Source organism: Bosea sp. 124 (assembly GCF_003046175.1).
Taxonomy (GTDB): domain Bacteria; phylum Pseudomonadota; class Alphaproteobacteria; order Rhizobiales; family Beijerinckiaceae; genus Allobosea.
The window spans coordinates 4631776-4647802 of the sequence record NZ_PZZM01000001.1 but is presented as its reverse complement, the minus strand read 5'-3'; the positions used below and the strand labels follow the sequence as shown (position 1 = coordinate 4647802).

The 16027-nt window shown below is 66.4% G+C and carries 15 protein-coding genes; 3 read left to right on the top strand and 12 right to left on the bottom strand.

Annotated features, from left to right (window positions below; translation table 11 throughout):
* Nucleotides 1-111: 111 nt before the first annotated feature.
* Nucleotides 112-810, top strand: a complete 699-nt coding sequence (locus C8D03_RS22015; RefSeq protein ID WP_108049694.1) for a cyclic nucleotide-binding domain-containing protein — start codon at nucleotides 112-114, stop codon at nucleotides 808-810.
* 48 nt (nucleotides 811-858) lie between these two features.
* On the opposite strand, the gene C8D03_RS22010 is transcribed toward C8D03_RS22015, so the two are convergent.
* From C8D03_RS22010 to C8D03_RS21975, 8 genes are all read right to left on the bottom strand, one after another.
* A complete protein-coding gene (locus C8D03_RS22010) occupies nucleotides 859-2055 on the bottom strand; it encodes an NAD(P)/FAD-dependent oxidoreductase (RefSeq protein WP_108049692.1) in 1197 nt (398 codons plus the stop codon).
* 11 nt (nucleotides 2056-2066) lie between these two features.
* Nucleotides 2067-3698 (bottom strand): FAD/NAD(P)-dependent oxidoreductase, encoded by a 1632-nt coding sequence (locus tag C8D03_RS22005; RefSeq protein WP_108049690.1) that lies wholly within the window; start codon nucleotides 3696-3698, stop codon nucleotides 2067-2069.
* 103 nt (nucleotides 3699-3801) lie between these two features.
* A complete protein-coding gene (locus tag C8D03_RS22000) occupies nucleotides 3802-4554 on the bottom strand; it encodes an amino acid ABC transporter ATP-binding protein (RefSeq protein WP_108049688.1) in 753 nt (250 codons plus the stop codon).
* Between the two features lie 64 nt (nucleotides 4555-4618).
* Nucleotides 4619-5473 carry an amino acid ABC transporter permease gene (locus C8D03_RS21995; protein WP_108049686.1) on the bottom strand — a complete coding sequence of 285 codons (855 nt, stop codon included), beginning with the start codon at nucleotides 5471-5473 and terminating at the stop codon, nucleotides 4619-4621.
* Complete coding sequence (locus C8D03_RS21990) at nucleotides 5470-6210, bottom strand: amino acid ABC transporter permease (protein WP_108051892.1); 741 nt, start codon at nucleotides 6208-6210, stop codon at nucleotides 5470-5472. Before C8D03_RS21990 ends, C8D03_RS21995 begins: the two co-directional genes overlap by 4 nt.
* 124 nt (nucleotides 6211-6334) lie before the next feature.
* The gene (locus tag C8D03_RS21985; protein ID WP_108049685.1) at nucleotides 6335-7168 is read right to left on the bottom strand and encodes a transporter substrate-binding domain-containing protein; all 834 of its coding nucleotides are present in this window, start codon (nucleotides 7166-7168) and stop codon (nucleotides 6335-6337) included.
* A 302-nt stretch (nucleotides 7169-7470) separates the two neighbouring features.
* A complete protein-coding gene (gene guaA / locus C8D03_RS21980) occupies nucleotides 7471-9036 on the bottom strand; it encodes a glutamine-hydrolyzing GMP synthase (protein WP_108049683.1) in 1566 nt (521 codons plus the stop codon).
* A gap of 51 nt (nucleotides 9037-9087) precedes the next feature.
* Nucleotides 9088-10386 carry an RsmB/NOP family class I SAM-dependent RNA methyltransferase gene (locus tag C8D03_RS21975; protein ID WP_108051891.1) on the bottom strand — a complete coding sequence of 433 codons (1299 nt, stop codon included), beginning with the start codon at nucleotides 10384-10386 and terminating at the stop codon, nucleotides 9088-9090.
* Between the two features lie 200 nt (nucleotides 10387-10586).
* On the opposite strand from C8D03_RS21975, the gene C8D03_RS26545 reads away from it, so the two are divergent.
* Together C8D03_RS26545 and C8D03_RS21970 are read left to right on the top strand one after the other, a co-directional pair.
* Nucleotides 10587-10733 (top strand): hypothetical protein, encoded by a 147-nt coding sequence (locus C8D03_RS26545; RefSeq protein ID WP_181301165.1) that lies wholly within the window; start codon nucleotides 10587-10589, stop codon nucleotides 10731-10733.
* Between the two features lie 87 nt (nucleotides 10734-10820).
* A complete protein-coding gene (locus tag C8D03_RS21970; RefSeq protein WP_210203950.1) occupies nucleotides 10821-11993 on the top strand; it encodes a glycerophosphodiester phosphodiesterase in 1173 nt (390 codons plus the stop codon).
* A gap of 75 nt (nucleotides 11994-12068) precedes the next feature.
* Here the strand turns inward: C8D03_RS21970 and C8D03_RS21965 are convergent, their stop codons facing one another.
* From C8D03_RS21965 to C8D03_RS21950, 4 genes are all read right to left on the bottom strand, one after another.
* On the bottom strand, nucleotides 12069-12338 hold the full coding sequence (locus C8D03_RS21965) for a hypothetical protein (RefSeq protein ID WP_108049681.1): 270 nt from the start codon (nucleotides 12336-12338) through the stop codon (nucleotides 12069-12071).
* A 242-nt stretch (nucleotides 12339-12580) separates the two neighbouring features.
* Complete coding sequence (locus tag C8D03_RS21960; protein WP_108051889.1) at nucleotides 12581-13297, bottom strand: amino acid ABC transporter ATP-binding protein; 717 nt, start codon at nucleotides 13295-13297, stop codon at nucleotides 12581-12583.
* Nucleotides 13298-13394: 97 nt separating this feature from the next.
* Nucleotides 13395-14774, bottom strand: coding sequence for an amino acid ABC transporter permease (locus C8D03_RS21955; RefSeq protein ID WP_108049679.1), 1380 nt, complete (start codon nucleotides 14772-14774; stop codon nucleotides 13395-13397).
* A gap of 10 nt (nucleotides 14775-14784) precedes the next feature.
* Nucleotides 14785-15978: an amino acid ABC transporter permease gene (locus C8D03_RS21950; RefSeq protein WP_248308571.1), complete on the bottom strand. Its 1194-nt coding sequence runs from the start codon at nucleotides 15976-15978 to the stop codon at nucleotides 14785-14787.
* Nucleotides 15979-16027: the final 49 nt, after the last annotated feature.

Below are 16027 nucleotides of genomic sequence, written 5' to 3'. Positions count from 1 at the left end.
GCCGGACTTTCACTCGGCAAGTCGCGAACACCGGGCACGCAAAACGCGTCTTGATTCAAATCAAGTTACAGCTTGCATCGATGCCTATGCTTGTCCGCAGGGGGAACGAACATGCGCCGTGACGAAATCGAGGAAATGCGAGCCCTGCCGCTCTTTGACGGCGTGGGCCCGGCCCATGTCGAAGCCATGCTGCGGGCATCCTTCCTGCAGCGGTTTCCGGCGCACGTGGAGTTGGCGCGCGAGGGCGACCCGGCCGACTTCCTGCATGTCATCGTCGACGGCCAGATCGAGATGTATTCCGCCTATCGCGATCGCGAGACAACGATCTCCGTCATCGGTCCGGGGCACAGCTTCATCGCGGCGGCCGTCATTCTCGACCAGATCTATCTGAAATCGGCCCGAGCCCTGCTCCCGTCGCGCGTCCTGCTGATTCCGGCCGAAGCGGTGCGGCGCAGCTTCGGCGAGGACGCCGCCTTTGCCCGCGCGCTGGCGCTCGAACTGGCGGGCGCCTATCGCGGCGTCGTGCGCGAACTGAAGAACCAGAAGCTCCGCTCGAGTCTCGAACGGCTGGCGAACTGGCTGCTGACGCGCGACGCCGAGACCGGACGGTCCGGCCGCTTCACATTGCCGTTCGACAAGAAGGTCCTGGCGTCCCGGCTCGGCATGGCGCCGGAGGTGCTGTCGCGCTCCATCGCGGCCCTGATACCCTACAGCGTCAGCGTGTCCGGACCCGCCATCACCATAGGCGATCACGATGCGCTGGTTCGTCTGGCGCAGCCCTCGCCGACGATCGACGATTCGCTGGGCTGAGCCGAAACCGTTCGGCCGCCCTGCCCGGCCAGCCGAATGCGACCGGGTCTACGCCGCGAGCGCCTCCTGCGCGGCCAAAGACTGCCAGCCCTGCAGCGCGCGCCAGTTCGCCTCCAGCTTGTCGAATCGGGACAGTTTGAAGGAGGAGATGTCGGCGAAGGAACAGGCTCCGTCGATCACCAGATCACGGATCGCATGGCCGCTGGCCGGCGACAGCCCGAAGCCGACGCTCGACAGCGTTGCCACCACGACATTGTCCTGCGTAGCGAGGCGGTCGATCACCGGGCGTCCATCCGGTGTGTTCTCGATCACGCCGGCCCAGGAGCGGATGATGCGGGCATGGGCCGCCCTCGGCAGAAGCTCGGCCAGCCGGCGGCCGATATGGCCCATCAGCGGCGTCGTCGGCTTGGCTGGCGCGGCGTTGCCGGCGAGGTCGAGCCACTCATGCGGGCCGCCGCCATAGGCGAGATTGCCGCGCAGCGTCTGGCGGCCGTAGAGCCCGTTCCCGTCGACGCCGCCATAGCGCATCAGCGGCAGCGGCTCGGTCACGATCATCTCGCAACGCGCCGACGCCATCGGCACCTCCTGTCCGAGCATCGCCGAAAGCCGCCCGGTATGGGGACCGGCCGCGATGACGAGATGGTCGCAGCCGACGAGACCGCGCTCGGTCTCGACGCCGGTGACCTTGCCGCCGGCCGTCTGGAAGCCCGTGACGGCGCAATGCTGCATGACGCGCCCGCCATGGTCCTGCATCGCCCAGGCATAGGCCTGCAACGTGCGGTGCGGATTGGCATGGCCACCGAATCTATAGAAATAGCCACCGATCATGGTCTCGCCGGCCAGCGGCACCAGTTCCGTGATCTGCTTCGTGTCGAGGATCTCGGACTGGAATCCTTGGCGTTCGGCATTCCGCAGCGCCCGGCCATACAGCGCCATCTGCAATTCGCTGGAGGCCAGGCGGATGCGGCTCGGGGCGAATTCCGTCGGATAACCCAGCAGTTCGTCCATCTGCGGCCAGAGCCGCTGCTCCTCGAGGAAGAGCGGCGAATGATGGTGCGAGCAGCCGCCGCCATTGCGACCCGACGCCTCCCAGCCGATCATGCCCTTCTCGATGACGAGGACGTCGACGCCCTCTCGCGCCAGCCACCAGGCGGCGCTGAGTCCCGTGACGCCGCCGCCGACGATGACGACGCTGGCGCGCAGGCGATCGCTGCTCGTGAGACCGCTAGTGTCGGATCGATCCATGGCCGCCTGCCTCACTCGCTCGCGACGGGGCCGGTCGCGTCGTTGTCCGCGACCGTATAACGCTCCGGCACCTCCCAGAACGGGCGCCATTGCGCGTGCATGCCGAACCAGGTGTCCCAGTGCTCCGCCTGCTCCGGCGCCTCGGGAATCTGCCCGGCGATCGAAAGCGGCAGAGGTCTCACCGGCGCGCGATAGCCTGCGAGCGGGATCGACGAGAGCGGGATCGCCGCGCCCAGCGCCAGCAGCGCCGCGACCTGTTCGCGGCAGCGCCGACCCTGACAGGGTCCCATCCCGGCGCGCGTCAGGCGCTTGATCTGGTCGGGATTGGGCGGCCCGTCGCCGAGCAGCGCCGAAAGAGAGCGGTCGTTGCGGCGCTCGTTTTGCCAGTCGAGATAGCGCGGCGGACGGACTTCGAGAATCTCGCGCGCACTGACCTCCTCGCACTGGCAGACATGGAACTCGGCGCGGGCCTCGATGACGCTGGCGCGCACCCAGGCGAGGCGATAGGCGCCGATATCGTGCGCCACGAGGTCCGGCGGGCTTGACTCCGGCACGGCCGAGCCATCGTCGATCTCCAGCCCCCGGACGATCGCGGCGACCGCACGGCGGCCCTCCGCCTCGGCGACGCCCCGCTCCCTCGTCTTCGACGGCCAGAGGCCGGCACAATCGCCGACCGCGAAGACATCGCCGCGGCTGGTGCGCTGGTCGGCATCGACCAGCGGCGCGTAGCCGCCGCGCTGCGGCTGGAAGGCGACCTTGCAGCCGAGCGCATCGACGAGGTCGATGACAGGCGTCGCCCCGACCGCCAGCACGATGCCGTCGCAGGCGATCTCGCGCTCGACGCCGGTCGCGCGACCGCCGGCATCGACCGCGCTGACGAGAGCCGCCTCGACTCCGTCTCGTCCCGCGGCCTCACGCACGACATGGCCGGTGAGGAATTCCGTGCCGCCCTCGCGGAGTATGGCGACGAGGTCGTCGGGGCCGAGCGCATCCTGCGCCTGCTCGACGATGGCAGAGATCTCCGTGCCGGCTTCCCGCAGCGACAATGCCGCCAGCAGGGCTTCGGTCGAGGACCCCAGCACCACGATCCGGCGCGGCGCCAGCGCGCCATAGCGCGTCGCGAGCGAGACGGCAGCCGTCGCCCCCATCACGCCGGGCTTCTCCCAGCCGGGAAATCCGAGGCCCATGTCACGTCGGCCGGTGGCGACCACGACATGCTCGGCCTGGAGCATCCAGCAGCGCTCCTCGTCGGAGAGCCCGGCCACGAGACCCGGCAGCCAGCCGAGCGAGGGCCCGTTACCGTAGAGGCCCCAGCAGGCCGTCCCGAGTCGCAGGTCGACACCGGCCTCGAAGGCGGCCTCGATCTGCGGCTCGGAGGCGATGAAGGCCTCCATCATGGCATTGCGGTTGCGCGCCTCGCCCGACATGCCCTGCCCGAAATGCAGCGGCACCTCGTCGCCCATCGTCCTGAAGGCGACCGGGTTCTCGTCGACCAGCACGACCGAGAGCCCGCGCTCCGCCGCCTCGATCGCAGCCGCGAGCCCGGCCGGGCCGGCGCCGACGACGAGCAACTGCGTGCGCTCCTCGACCTGCAGCGCCGCGCCGGCGACGGATTTCGGATCGGGCGGGGCGGTCGGGGTCATGGCGCGTTTCGGCTCCGGGCTGAGAGCGGCATTGTTCCTCGCCGGACATGGACCCGGCGGTCGATCTGCGACGGCGACTTGACCCGGACCGACATGGCGCCACTCAGAGCACCTTGTCGAGAAACGCGATGGTGCGCTCCTCGCGCGGCGCACCGAACAGCTCGGCCGGCGCGCCGTGCTCGACGATCAGCCCGCCATCGGTGAAGTAGACATGGTCGGCGACTTCGCGGGCAAAACCCATTTCGTGGGTGACGAGGATGCAGGTCATGCCTTCGGCGGCGAGGTCCTGGATCGTCACCAGTACCTCCTTCTTGGTCTCCGGGTCGAGCGCGGCGGTGACCTCGTCGAACAGCATCACCTTGGGGTTCATCGCCAGCGAGCGCGCGATCGCGACACGCTGCTGCTGCCCCCCGGACAGTTCGCCCGGATAGCTCGCGAGCTTGTCCGAGAGGCCGACCTTGGCGAGCAGCCGGCGCGCCCTTTCCTCGACCGCGACCTTGTCCTGCTTCAGCACATGGATTGGCGCCATCATCACGTTCTGCAACGCGGTCTTGTGCGGAAACAGATTGTATTGCTGGAACACGATGCCAACATCGCGGCGCAGGGAGAGCTTGTCGAGAACGGGATCGTTGACCTCGCGGCCTGCCACCGTGATCGAGCCCTTGCTGATCGGCACCAGCCCGTTGATGCAGCGCAGCAGCGTCGATTTGCCCGAGCCCGACGGGCCGATGATGCAGACCGTCTCGCCGCGTCGCACGGTCAGGCCGACATCCTTCAGAACGGCGAAGGCGCCGAAGGATTTCTCCACGCCCTGGACCACGACGACGGGTTCGCCCAGTTGATGCCGGCTCGCCATGCTAGAGCACGATGCCGAAAGGTGAGAGCCGGTTTTCGGACCACATCTTGCTCATTCCCTTGTCTCAAGCCTTCACGTTGAAGCGGCGCTCAAGCGCCAGCGTTGCCCGTGCGATCGGGTAGCAATAGGCGAAGAACATCAGGAGCAGCAGCAGGTACATCGGGATCATCAGCTCGGGCCGGCTTTCGGCGACGAGCGCCGCGCGGGTGATGGTCAGCCCGTCCTGGATACCGACGACCGAGATCAGCGTCGTCGCCATGGTCAGGATCGCATAGAGGTTCATCCAGGGCGGGATCATGCGCTTGAAGGCCTGCGGCAGGATGATCATCCACATCGTCTGGCGCCGCGTGAAGGCGAGCGCCTCGGCCGATTCCCACTGGCCGGCGGGAATCGAGCGGATGCCGCCGCGCACGATCTCGGAGACATTGGCCGCGACCGGCAAAGCCAGCCCGATGATCGCCTTGACCCAGGCCGGAAAGGCGATGGTCAGGCCGAAGATCCGGAACTCGAAGGGCAACAGGAACATCGCGTAGAACAGCAGCACCAGCCAGGGCGCGTTGCGGAAGAACTGGGTCAGCCCCCAGGCGCTCTTGCGGAGGGCTGAGGCCAGCGAGACCTGCGCGATGCCGACGAGCAAACCGACGATGGTGCCCAGCGCCATCGAGAGGAAACTGATCAGGATGTTGAAAAGAAAACCCTGGAAGATCAGCGGCGCCCAACGCAGCAGTACGGTGACCGCGCTCTCGCCGGCCGGCCGCGCCGTGACCTGCGCCAGCGCGAGCGAGGCCCCGAACAGGATGGCGAAGGCGGCCAGCGTTCCCCCGCCCAGCAGTACGGGCGCCGCCATGCCGGACGGCGCAATCGGCGCCGGCGCGCGGTACGGCAGCAGCACGGCCAGGTCTGTCGAACCCGTCCTCATGTCGAATACCCAGGAATGCGCATCGCTTTCTCCCAGCGCCCCATCACGAAGACGAGCACGGCGACGAGCAGCACATAGGTCACCAGCAGGACGTTCATCATCTCGCGGACGTTGAAGCTCTCCGACCAGATCTGCGAGGCGGCATAGAGCAGTTCCGGCACGCCGATGGCGTAGGCGAGCGTCGTCGTCTTCACGAGGTTGACCAGGTTGTTGTTCAGCGCCGGCAGGCAGATGCGGAAGGCCAGCGGCAAGACGACGTGGATATAGAGCTGCAGCCGGGTGTAGCCGAGCGACTCCGCCGCCTCGACGGTGGTCGAGGGCACGGCCTCGATGCCGGCCCGGAAGATCTCGACATTGAACGCGCCCGCGAACAGCGAGAACGCGATGATCGCCCAGCCCGTGCCCGAGACCAGCGGCGACTGTCCGCCGAAGCCGTCCGACACCCGCGGCAGCAGCCCGCCGACGGCAAAATAGAAGAACGAAAGCTGCACCAGCGGCGGCGTGTTGCGGAAGAACTGCACATAGCCGCGCACAACGAGGCGGCCGAAGCGCGAACCGCTGCCCGCGACCCAGACGCCGGCCAGCCCGAGCGCGAGCGAAGCCAGGATCGAGACGACGCAGATATAGCTCGTCGTCCAGAGCCCGGTCAAAAACCGCGAGCGGTCGAATGCGTCGTAGAAGACCGAGAAATTCAGCCCCTGCGTTTCGTTCAGGCGCTCGAAGAAGGCGGCGATCATCGTGAGCAATCCTGAAGATGAGCCGTCATGGTCGGGATTGACCCGACCATTTCGTAAACCAGCGCCTTCTCGTCATGAGATTCTCGGATCTCCGCTGCGCTACGTCCGAGAATGACGGAGAGGACTACGACGCCGCCTTCAGCTTCTTGTTGGTCTCGATCAGGTACGGGCTCTGCTTGATGCCCCATTTGGTCTCGAGCTCGAGCAGCTTGCCGCTCTTGTGCCAGTCGACCGACATCTCCTTGACGAGCTTGCCGAAGGGGCCGTCCATATCCTCAAGCCGGATGCCGATGGCCCAGAGCTGGGGATCCTCGGAAACCAGCGGCATCTCGTAGCCCGCCCACTTGGCGTCGCCGCCCGAGAGCGTCGAGACGATCAGCGTGTCGTCGAACAGGAAGGCGACGCAGTTGTTGCCCTGCAGCGCATTCAGCGCGTCAGGAACGGACGGGAACACCACGAGGTCGGGCGCATACATCTGGGTGACGCGGCGGTTGTAGTAAGCGCCCTGCACGGCGCAGACCTTGCGGCCCTTGAGGTCGGCCCATGTCTTCAGGCCGGCGCTCTTGGGCGCCATCACATTGGTCGCGCCCGCATAGTAGTTCGGCTCGACCATGCCGACGATCTTGCGGCGCTCGGCGGTGTCGCCCATTGTCGCAATGACCATATCGATGCGGCCCTGCTTCAGGAACTCCATGCGGTTGGCGGCGATCACAGGCAGCATTTCCAGCTTGACGCCGATCTTGTCGGCGATGGCCTGGGCGAGATCGATCTCGAGCCCGACGATCTTGCCGGATGGCTCGAGGAAGCCCCAGGGCTTGTAGTCGTTCTTGACGCCGACGGAGAGGACCCCCTTCTCCTTGATCTTGGCCAGGGAATCCTGGGCCAGGGCCGGAAGGGCGGCGAGCGTCGCGGCGCAGGCAAGCGCAATGCCGGACGCGAGAATGGCAAGACGTTTCATGACGATTGATCCCCTTGTTGTCTTGCCCGCTAGAGTTCCAACGCATGCGCCCGGCGATATGTTGAAATACGACAGGTTCTGGCCCGCCAGCGACAAAGTGGCCTGCCGGCCACGCTTCGGGCATCGGCCGGCGGCCATCCAGGCGCGGCGGCCTGCCACACGCAGCGCCAAGGTCCCCAAATGGATCGGGCCGGTTCCGCTGTGATGCGGAACCGGCCCAAATCGATCGACAGCAGAACTGTGTTTGGCCAGAGGCCATAACGGAGAACCGATGCCCCCGCCCTGTCAGCGCGAAACCTTCGTCACTCCCACTCGATCGTGCCGGGCGGCTTGCTGGTCACGTCGTAGACGACGCGGTTGATGCCCTTGACCTCGTTGATGATGCGGGTCGCGGTGCGGCCGAGGAACGCCATGTCGTAGGGGTAGAAATCCGCCGTCATCCCGTCGACCGAGGTCACGGCGCGCAGCGCGCAGACATGGTCATAGGTCCGATAGTCGCCCATCACGCCGACGGTGCGCACCGGCAGCAGCACGGCGAAGGCCTGCCAGATCACATCGTAGAGACCGGCCTTGCGGATTTCGTCGAGGTAGATCGCATCCGCCTTGCGCAAGATGTCGAGCTTCTCCCGGGTGATCTCGCCGGGGCAGCGGATGGCGAGGCCCGGCCCCGGGAAGGGATGGCGCCCGACGAAGGCCTCCGGCAGACCGAGTTCGCGGCCGAGCACGCGGACCTCATCCTTGAAAAGCTCGCGCAGCGGCTCGACGAGCTTCATCTTCATGCGCTCGGGCAGCCCGCCGACATTGTGGTGCGACTTGATCGTGACCGACGGCCCGCCGCTGAACGAGACGCTCTCGATCACGTCGGGATACAGCGTGCCCTGAGCCAGGAAGTCCGCGCCGCCGATCTTGGCCGCCTCGGCATCGAAGACGTCGATGAAGAGCCGACCGATAGTCTTGCGCTTGGCCTCGGGGTCCGAGCCGCATTTCGCCAGCTCCGACAGGAAAAGCTCTTCAGCTTCGACATGGACGAGCGGGATGTTGTAGTGGTCGCGGAACAGGCGGACGACCTCCTCCGCCTCGTTCATCCGCATCAGCCCGTGATCGACGAAGACGCAGGTGAGCTGGTCGCCGATCGCCTCATGGATCAGCACGGCGGCAACGGCGGAATCGACGCCGCCCGACAGGCCGCAAATGACCCGGCCAGTGCCGACCTGCTCGCGGATCTTCTTCTGCATTTCGGCGCGATAGGCCGACATGCTCCAGTCCGGCTTGCAGCCACAGATGGTCACGACGAAATTGCGCAGGAGCTTGCCGCCATCGGGCGTATGCACGACCTCGGGGTGGAACATGGTGGAGTAGAAGCGCCGCGCCTCGTCGCTCGCCACCGCATAGGGCGCGTTCTCCGAGGTCGCCTTGACCGTGAAGCCGGCGGGCAACTGCGTGACGCGGTCGCCATGGCTCATCCAGACCGGATAGCGGCCGCCCTCCTCCCAGACGCCGTCGAACAAGGCGGATGGCGTGACGATCTCGACATCGGCGCGGCCGAACTCGGCCGCATGCCCGCTCTCGACCTTGCCGCCAAGCTGCTCGGCCATCGTCTGCTGGCCATAGCAGATGCCCAGCACCGGCAACCCTGTCGAGAACACCTCCTGCGGCGCGCGCGGCGAGCCTGCGTCGGGCACCGAGGCCGGGCCGCCCGAGAAGATCACGCCCTTCGGCTTCAGCCGCTGGAACGCCTCGGAGGCCGACTGGAACGGCGCGATCTCGCAATAGACGCCGATCTCGCGGATGCGCCGCGCAATCAGCTGCGTCACCTGCGAACCGAAGTCGATGATGAGGATGGAGTCGTGGTGAGTTTCGCTCGTCATCGCGCTCGGTTAAGCCATCGCGCGATGGCGTGCAACGGCCTGTTTGCCGTGTCAGGCTCCGCGCTGGACGCAGGCCAGGTAGAAGCCGTCAGTTCCGCTGCGTCGCGGCGAGAGCTGCAGGCCATGGCTGGTCGCAAAGCGCGCCAGCGGGCCGAAGTCCCCCTCCTCCGACGCCAGCACCTGCGCCAGCGGGACAGGGGAGAAGCCGGCATGTCGCGCCAGGAAAGCGGAGACGGCCCCGTCATTCTCCTCGGGCAGGACCGAGCAGGTGACATAGGCGATCCGGCCGCCGGGCCTGACCAGCCGGCCGGCGCGGGCCAGAACCTCGGCCTGGTCCTTGATGCGCTCGGCCAGCGCACCCGGCCGCACCCGCCATTTCGCATCCGGGTTGCGCCGCCAGGTGCCCGAGCCGGTGCAGGGCGCGTCAACCACCACGAGATCGGCCTGCCCCTCGACATCGGCCAGCGGTTCATGGCCGCGCGAACGCGGAATCCGGATCTCGACAATGCTGGCGCCCGAGCGCGCCAGCCGCTCATGCAGCGGTGCGAGACGGCGGCTGTCGAGATCGGTCGCGAAGAGCCGCCCCTGATTGGCCATCAGCGCCGCCAGCGCCAGCGTCTTGCCACCGGCGCCGGCACAAAGGTCGATCACCGTCTGACCCGGCCGTGCGCCAGCCAGCAATGTCACAAGCTGCGAGCCTTCGTCCTGGATCTCGAAGCCTCCGGCGAAGAAGGCCGGTTCGGCCTGCAGCGAAGGGCCACGCCCGTCATGGCCGGGCTGGAAGCGCAGCGCGTCCGGCGATAGCGCTCCCGTCTCCGGTGCGGCATGGGCGAGCTCCGCCGTCAGCGCCGCGCGGGTCGTCTTCAGCCGGTTGGCGCGGATGTCGATCGGCGCGCGCCCGGCGAGGGCCTGGCCCTCCCCGACGGCGTCAGACCCGAAACCGGTGGCGAAGGCCGGCCAGAGCCATTCCGGCACGTCGGCGCGGATCCAGTCCGCCGCGCCGTCGAACGCCAGCGTCGAGAGGCTCGCCCGCTCGTCGGCCGAAAGCGGCAGCGGCGCGTGGTTCTCGCCCGAGCAAAGCGCCGCGATCTCCTCGACGCTGTGGCCGCGCAGGCGCGCGAGCATGCCGAGCACCAGGGCGCGCGGCGTCTCGGCGCCCATGGCGAACGCGCTCGACGACTTCCGGCGCAGCGCGTCATAGACCAGCGAGGCGATGGCGGCACGATCCTTCGAACCCGCGAAGCGGCGCGACAGGCCCCAGTCCTTGAGCGCGTCCGAAGCCGGGCGGCGGCGCTGGATGATTTCGTCCAGCACCTCGATGGCGGCGCTGATGCGGGCGGCGGGCGTCATGGTGCTGAACTTGTCATGGCGGCGAATTCCGGTGCCGGACGCGTCTTCGACGCGCCGGCGATTGTGCGGGCCAATATCGAGATTGGACGATTTCAAACATGACGCGCAGTCATGGCGCGCCCGACGACATACTCTTGACGCGGTCCTTCCACAGGCTGAAACACGAGGCAACTGCCTCTTGCAACAAAAGGTTCCGATCCATGCAGCGCGCCAGCCATCTCGCTCTCGCTTCTCTTCTCGCTCTCGCGCTCGCCGCCTGCGCCACGACGCCGCCACCGGACCTGACCCCGCCGCCCGCCAAGCGCCTCGACGCCAAGACCACGCTCGAGAACGGCCCGCGCCGCTGAGCGACGATGCATGAAGGCGGCTTCAACCGCCTGTCACATCGCCCGACCAGGGTCGCGCCGGAAACGACGCGACCAAGGATCAGTGCCATGATGACGAAGACCCTCCTCACCGCCAGCATTGCAGCCTGCCTCGGCCTTGCAGCGCTCGCGCCCCAGGCCGGCCTGGCCCAGACCGCCACGCCCACGCTTTTCGGCCAGAAGCCGCTGATCGTCGGCCATCGCGGCGCCAGCGGCTACCGCCCCGAGCACACGCTCGAATCCTACAAGCTCGCGATCGAACAGGGTGCCGACTTCATCGAGCCCGATCTCGTGGCGACGAAGGACGGCGTGCTGGTCGCGCGCCACGAGCCCGTGATGAGCGGCACGACCGACGTCGCAAACCGCCCCGAATTCGCCAGCCGCAAGACCACCCGCAAGCTCGACGGCATCGAGACGACCGACTGGTTCGCCGGTGATTTCACCCTGGCCGAGATCAAGACGCTGCGCGCCAGGCAGGCCTTCGCCGATCGCGACCCGTCGCATGACGGCAAATACGAGATCCCGACCTTCCAGGAGATCATCGACCTCGCCAAGTCGGAGAGCGCCCGCCTCGGCCGGACCATCGGCATCTATCCCGAGACCAAGCACCCGATCTTCCATGCCGCGATCGGCCTGCCACTCGAAGACCGCCTGCTCGATGCGCTCAAGGCCGCCGGCTGGACCGACAAGTCCTCGCCCGTCATCATCCAGAGCTTCGAGACGGCCAATCTCAAATATCTGCGTGGCAAGACGCAGGTGCGGCTCAGCCAGCTCGTCGATGGCGATGGCGTCGACAAGGATGGCCGCGTCAGCCTCGCGGCGCCCTTCGACAAGCCTTATGATTTGGTCGTGCTCGGCGACAAGCGCAGCTTCCAGGATCTGCTCTCAGCCGAAGGGCTGAAAGAGATCGCGACCTATGCCGACATCGTCGCCCCCTGGAAGCCCTATCTGATGGCGGGCAAGCAGGTCATCGGCGACGACGGCAAGCCGCAGGACATCAACAAGGACGGCGTCATCGACGAGCGCGACCGCGTCCTGTTGCCGCCGACGGATGTGGTGAAGAACGCCCATGCGGCTGGCCTCCTCGTCCATAGCTGGACCTTCCGTAGCGAGCCGAAGCGGCTGGCCTCCAATTTCAACGGCGACCCCGCGGCCGAATACAAGGCCTTCCTGGCGCTCGGCATCGACGGTCTCTTCTCCGATTTCCCGGACGTGGCCGTGAAGGCGCGCGACGGCAAGTAGCAGCGCCACCAGCAGCAACGAAAAGGCCCGCCTTGCGTTCGCAAGGCGGGCCTTTTCCAGAATGAGACTGGACCGTCAGTCGCAGACGCGCTCGGTGCGGCGGACCTCGCCGCGCGGCGTCTCGCGAACCGTCGTGATGGTGCGGCAATCGCCACGGTCGCGAACCCGATAGTAGCGCTCGCGGTCACGCGCACGCTCCTCGCGGCGGATTTCACGATCGACAGCGCGTTCGCGCGGTGAGCGCGGATCGACCTCGACCCCGCCGGGACCGACGCTGATCGACTGGGCATAGGCACCACCCGTCGTGATGAGGGCGGCCAGCAAAGCGGGAATGAAGGGTTTCATGGTTGTTCCTCCGATTTGCAGAGGGCAACCGCCGCGAAACGACTTTGTTCCGCCCCGAACCCGGCCAGCCCTCGCCGCGAGCAGGGATCGGGGCCAGAACAGCCTGTGTTATCAAACAGATGAAGCGCCGGATCGCGCCGACGCTTCATCTGCTGTTTCACATCGTCGGACCCGGTCCGAAGTCGCAGCTCACTCTGAAAGGCACAGCACTCCGATTGGAAAGCGAACCTCTCGAACGCGCCTCAATGCAGGATCTGGCTGAGGAAGAGCTTGGTGCGCTCGTGCTGCGGGTTCTTGAAGAACTCGTTGGGCTCGTTCGACTCGACGATCTGGCCGGCATCCATGAAGATGACGCGGTCGGCGACCTGGCGGGCAAAGCCCATCTCGTGGGTGACGCAGAGCATGGTCATGCCTTCTTCGGCGAGCGAGACCATGGTGTCGAGCACCTCCTTGACCATCTCGGGGTCGAGCGCCGAGGTCGGCTCGTCGAACAGCATGATCTTCGGGCTCATGCACAGCGAGCGCGCGATCGCGACGCGCTGCTGCTGGCCGCCCGAGAGCTGGCCGGGGTACTTCGCCGCCTGCTCCGGAATCTTGACGCGCTTGAGATAGTGCATCGCGATCTCCTCGGCGTCCTTCTTGGGCATCTTGCGTACCCAGATCGGAGCCAGCGTCAGGTTCTCCAGGATCGTCAGATGCGGGAACAGATTGAAGTGCTGGAAGACCATGCCGACATCGCGGCGGATCTCGTCGATCTTCTTGAGATCGTTGGTCAGTTCCGTCCCGTCGACGATGATCGAGCCCTTCTGGTGCTCCTCCAGCCGGTTGATGCATCGGATCATCGTCGATTTGCCCGAGCCGGACGGCCCGCAGATCACCAGCTTCTCGCCGCGCGAAACCTTCAGATTGATGTCGCGCAGCACGTGGAACTCGCCGTACCACTTGTTGACGCCGACCATCTCGACGGCGGTGGCCGTGTTCAGCGCCGTTGCCTTCAGGGCTGCAGGACGCGTATCGGTCGTCTTCAGATCTGCCATTGCCATGATCGTGGTCCTTTTAGCGTCTCTGGCCGGCGGCGAGGCGCTTCTCGACCGCGATCGAGTAGCGCGACATCCCCCAGCAGCACAGGAAATAGAACATCGCGGCGAAGGCATAGCCCGTCGCGCGGGTGGTCGGCGTCGCCCAGGTCGGATCGACCAAGGTCGCCTCGATCGTCCTCAGGAAGTCGAAGATGCCGACGATGGTGACCAGCGTCGTATCCTTGAACAGCCCGATGAAGGTGTTGACGATGCCCGGGATCACGATGCGCAGCGCCTGCGGCAGGATGATCAGTCGCATCATCTGCCAGTAGCCGAGGCCCAGCGACATCGCGCCCTCGTACTGGCCCTTCGGGATCGCCTGCAGGCCGCCGCGGATGACCTCGGCCATATAGGCCGCCGCGAACAGCGCCACGCCGATCAGCGGCCGCAGCAGGCGGTCCGGCGAATACTCCTGCGGCACGAACAGCGGCAGCATGGTGTTGGCCATGAACAGCACGGTGATCAGCGGCACGCCACGCACGAACTCGATGAAGATCACCGAGAGCAACTGGATGATCGGCAGCTTCGAGCGGCGCCCCAGCGCCAGGATCACGCCGAGCGGCAGCGAGAACACGATGCCGACCGCCGCGATCAGGAAGGTCACCATCATGCCGCCCCACAGGCCGGTGTCGACCCGCGGCAGCCCGACGGAGTTCGCCAGCACCGCGACGAAGCCGAAGATCACCATCGCCATCAGGATCAGGCGCTTGGGCCGGTAGAAGCGCTGCCAGGGCAGCGCCGCTTCCTCGACCGCCAGCAGCGCCGGCGGAACCCAGAAGCGCGCGAGCCTGGGCACGAAGGAGAGCACGAGATAGAGCATCGCCAGCGCGAAGGTGAGCAGGATCAGGAAGCGCAGGAAGCTCTCCGCGCCGTCGCCTCCGAGCAGCAGCAGATAGGCGCTGATCGGCAGCATCACGAAGAAGAAGAACCCGCCGACCTTTTTCAGCGGAGCCCGGTCCCACAGCATCCAGACCACGCCGAGCGCGAACATCGCAAAGACGATGTTGACCCGCCAGCGCTGCTGCACCGGATAGGAGCCGTAGATGAAGTACTGCAGGCGGTCGGCGACATAGGCCCAGCATGCGCCCACCGGCCGGCCGGCCTTTTCGGCCAGGCAGGCGTCGCGGTTGGCCCCGCTCCAGACAGCGTCGATGAAATAGAAGCGCACCAGATCAGGCACGCTGGTCACCACGATATAGAGGCAGACCAGCGTCATCAGCGAATTGACGGGGCCGGAGAACAGGTTGTTCCGGATCCAGGCGACCGGACCGGCCACCGTGAGCGGCGCGGCCTCCTGCTCCAGCGTCTCCTTGCGGACGAAGGCGTAGGGTGCGTTTTCGAGCGTTGCGTCGGTCATCTCTGCGCCCTCACCGTTCCACCAGCGCCATGCGCTTGTTGTAGATATTCATGAACAGCGACGTCACGAGCGAGATGGTCAGATAGACCGCCATGGTGATGGCGACGACCTCGAGCGCCTGGCCGGTCTGGTTCAGCACCGTGCCGGTGAAGACCTGCACGAGATCGGGATAGCCGATCGCAACCGCCAGCGAGGAGTTCTTGGTCAGGTTGAGGTAGTTCGAGGTCAGCGGCGGGATGATCACGCGCATCGCCTGCGGGATCACCACCAGCTTCAGCGTCGGGCCGGCCCGCAGGCCGAGCGCATTGGCGGCCTCCGTCTGCCCCTTCGAGACGGCGAGGATGCCGGCGCGCACGACCTCCGCGATGAAACCGGCGGTATAGGTCGTCAGGCCGATCAGCAGCGCGACGAATTCCGGGAAGATCTGCAGGCCGCCGGTGAGGTTAAAGCGGCCCTGCTGCGGCAGTTCGAAGGAGAGCGGCTGCCCGGCGATGAAATAGACCAGCAGGGGCACGCCGAGGATCAGCCCCAGCGAGATCAGGCCGTTGGGATACTGCCTGCCGGTCCGCTCCTGCTGCTTCTTCGACCAGGTGTAGAAGGCGATCGCGGCGACGACGGCGATGAAGAAGGCGATCACGACAGCCTGGAAAGCCGGCGCGAATTGCGGGTTCGGCAGGATCAGGCCGCGATTGTTCAGGAAGATGCTGCCCGGCAGCGCGATCGAGTTGCGCGCATCCGGCAGCGGCTTCAGCACCGCGTTGTACCAGAAGAACAGCTGCAGCAGCAGCGGCAGGTTGCGGATGACCTCGACATAGATCATCGCGAGCTTCGACAGTACCCAGTTGCTGGACAGCCTGGCGACGCCGACAAAAAAGCCGAGAAAGGTCGAGAGCACGATGCCGATGGCGGCGACCAGCAGCGTGTTGAGCAGACCAACCCAGAAGGCCTGACCATAGGTCGAGCCCGACGCGCTGAACGGGATCAGTTTCTGGTTGACGTCGAAGCCGGCAGCGTTGTGCCAGAAGCCGAGGCCCGAGGCGATCTTCTGCGCCCGCAGGTTCTCGATCGCATTGGACGCGGCGGACCAGATCAGGAAGCCGACGACCGCGATCAGGACGATCTGATAGACATAGCCTCTGATCTTCGGATCATAAAACAGCGAGGCCCTGCCCGGTTGAGCCGTTTCGGTCGGGATGGTCGACACCTGTTACGCCCTCTTCGTCGCATGTTGCGGCCGGCGATCCGGCGACGGC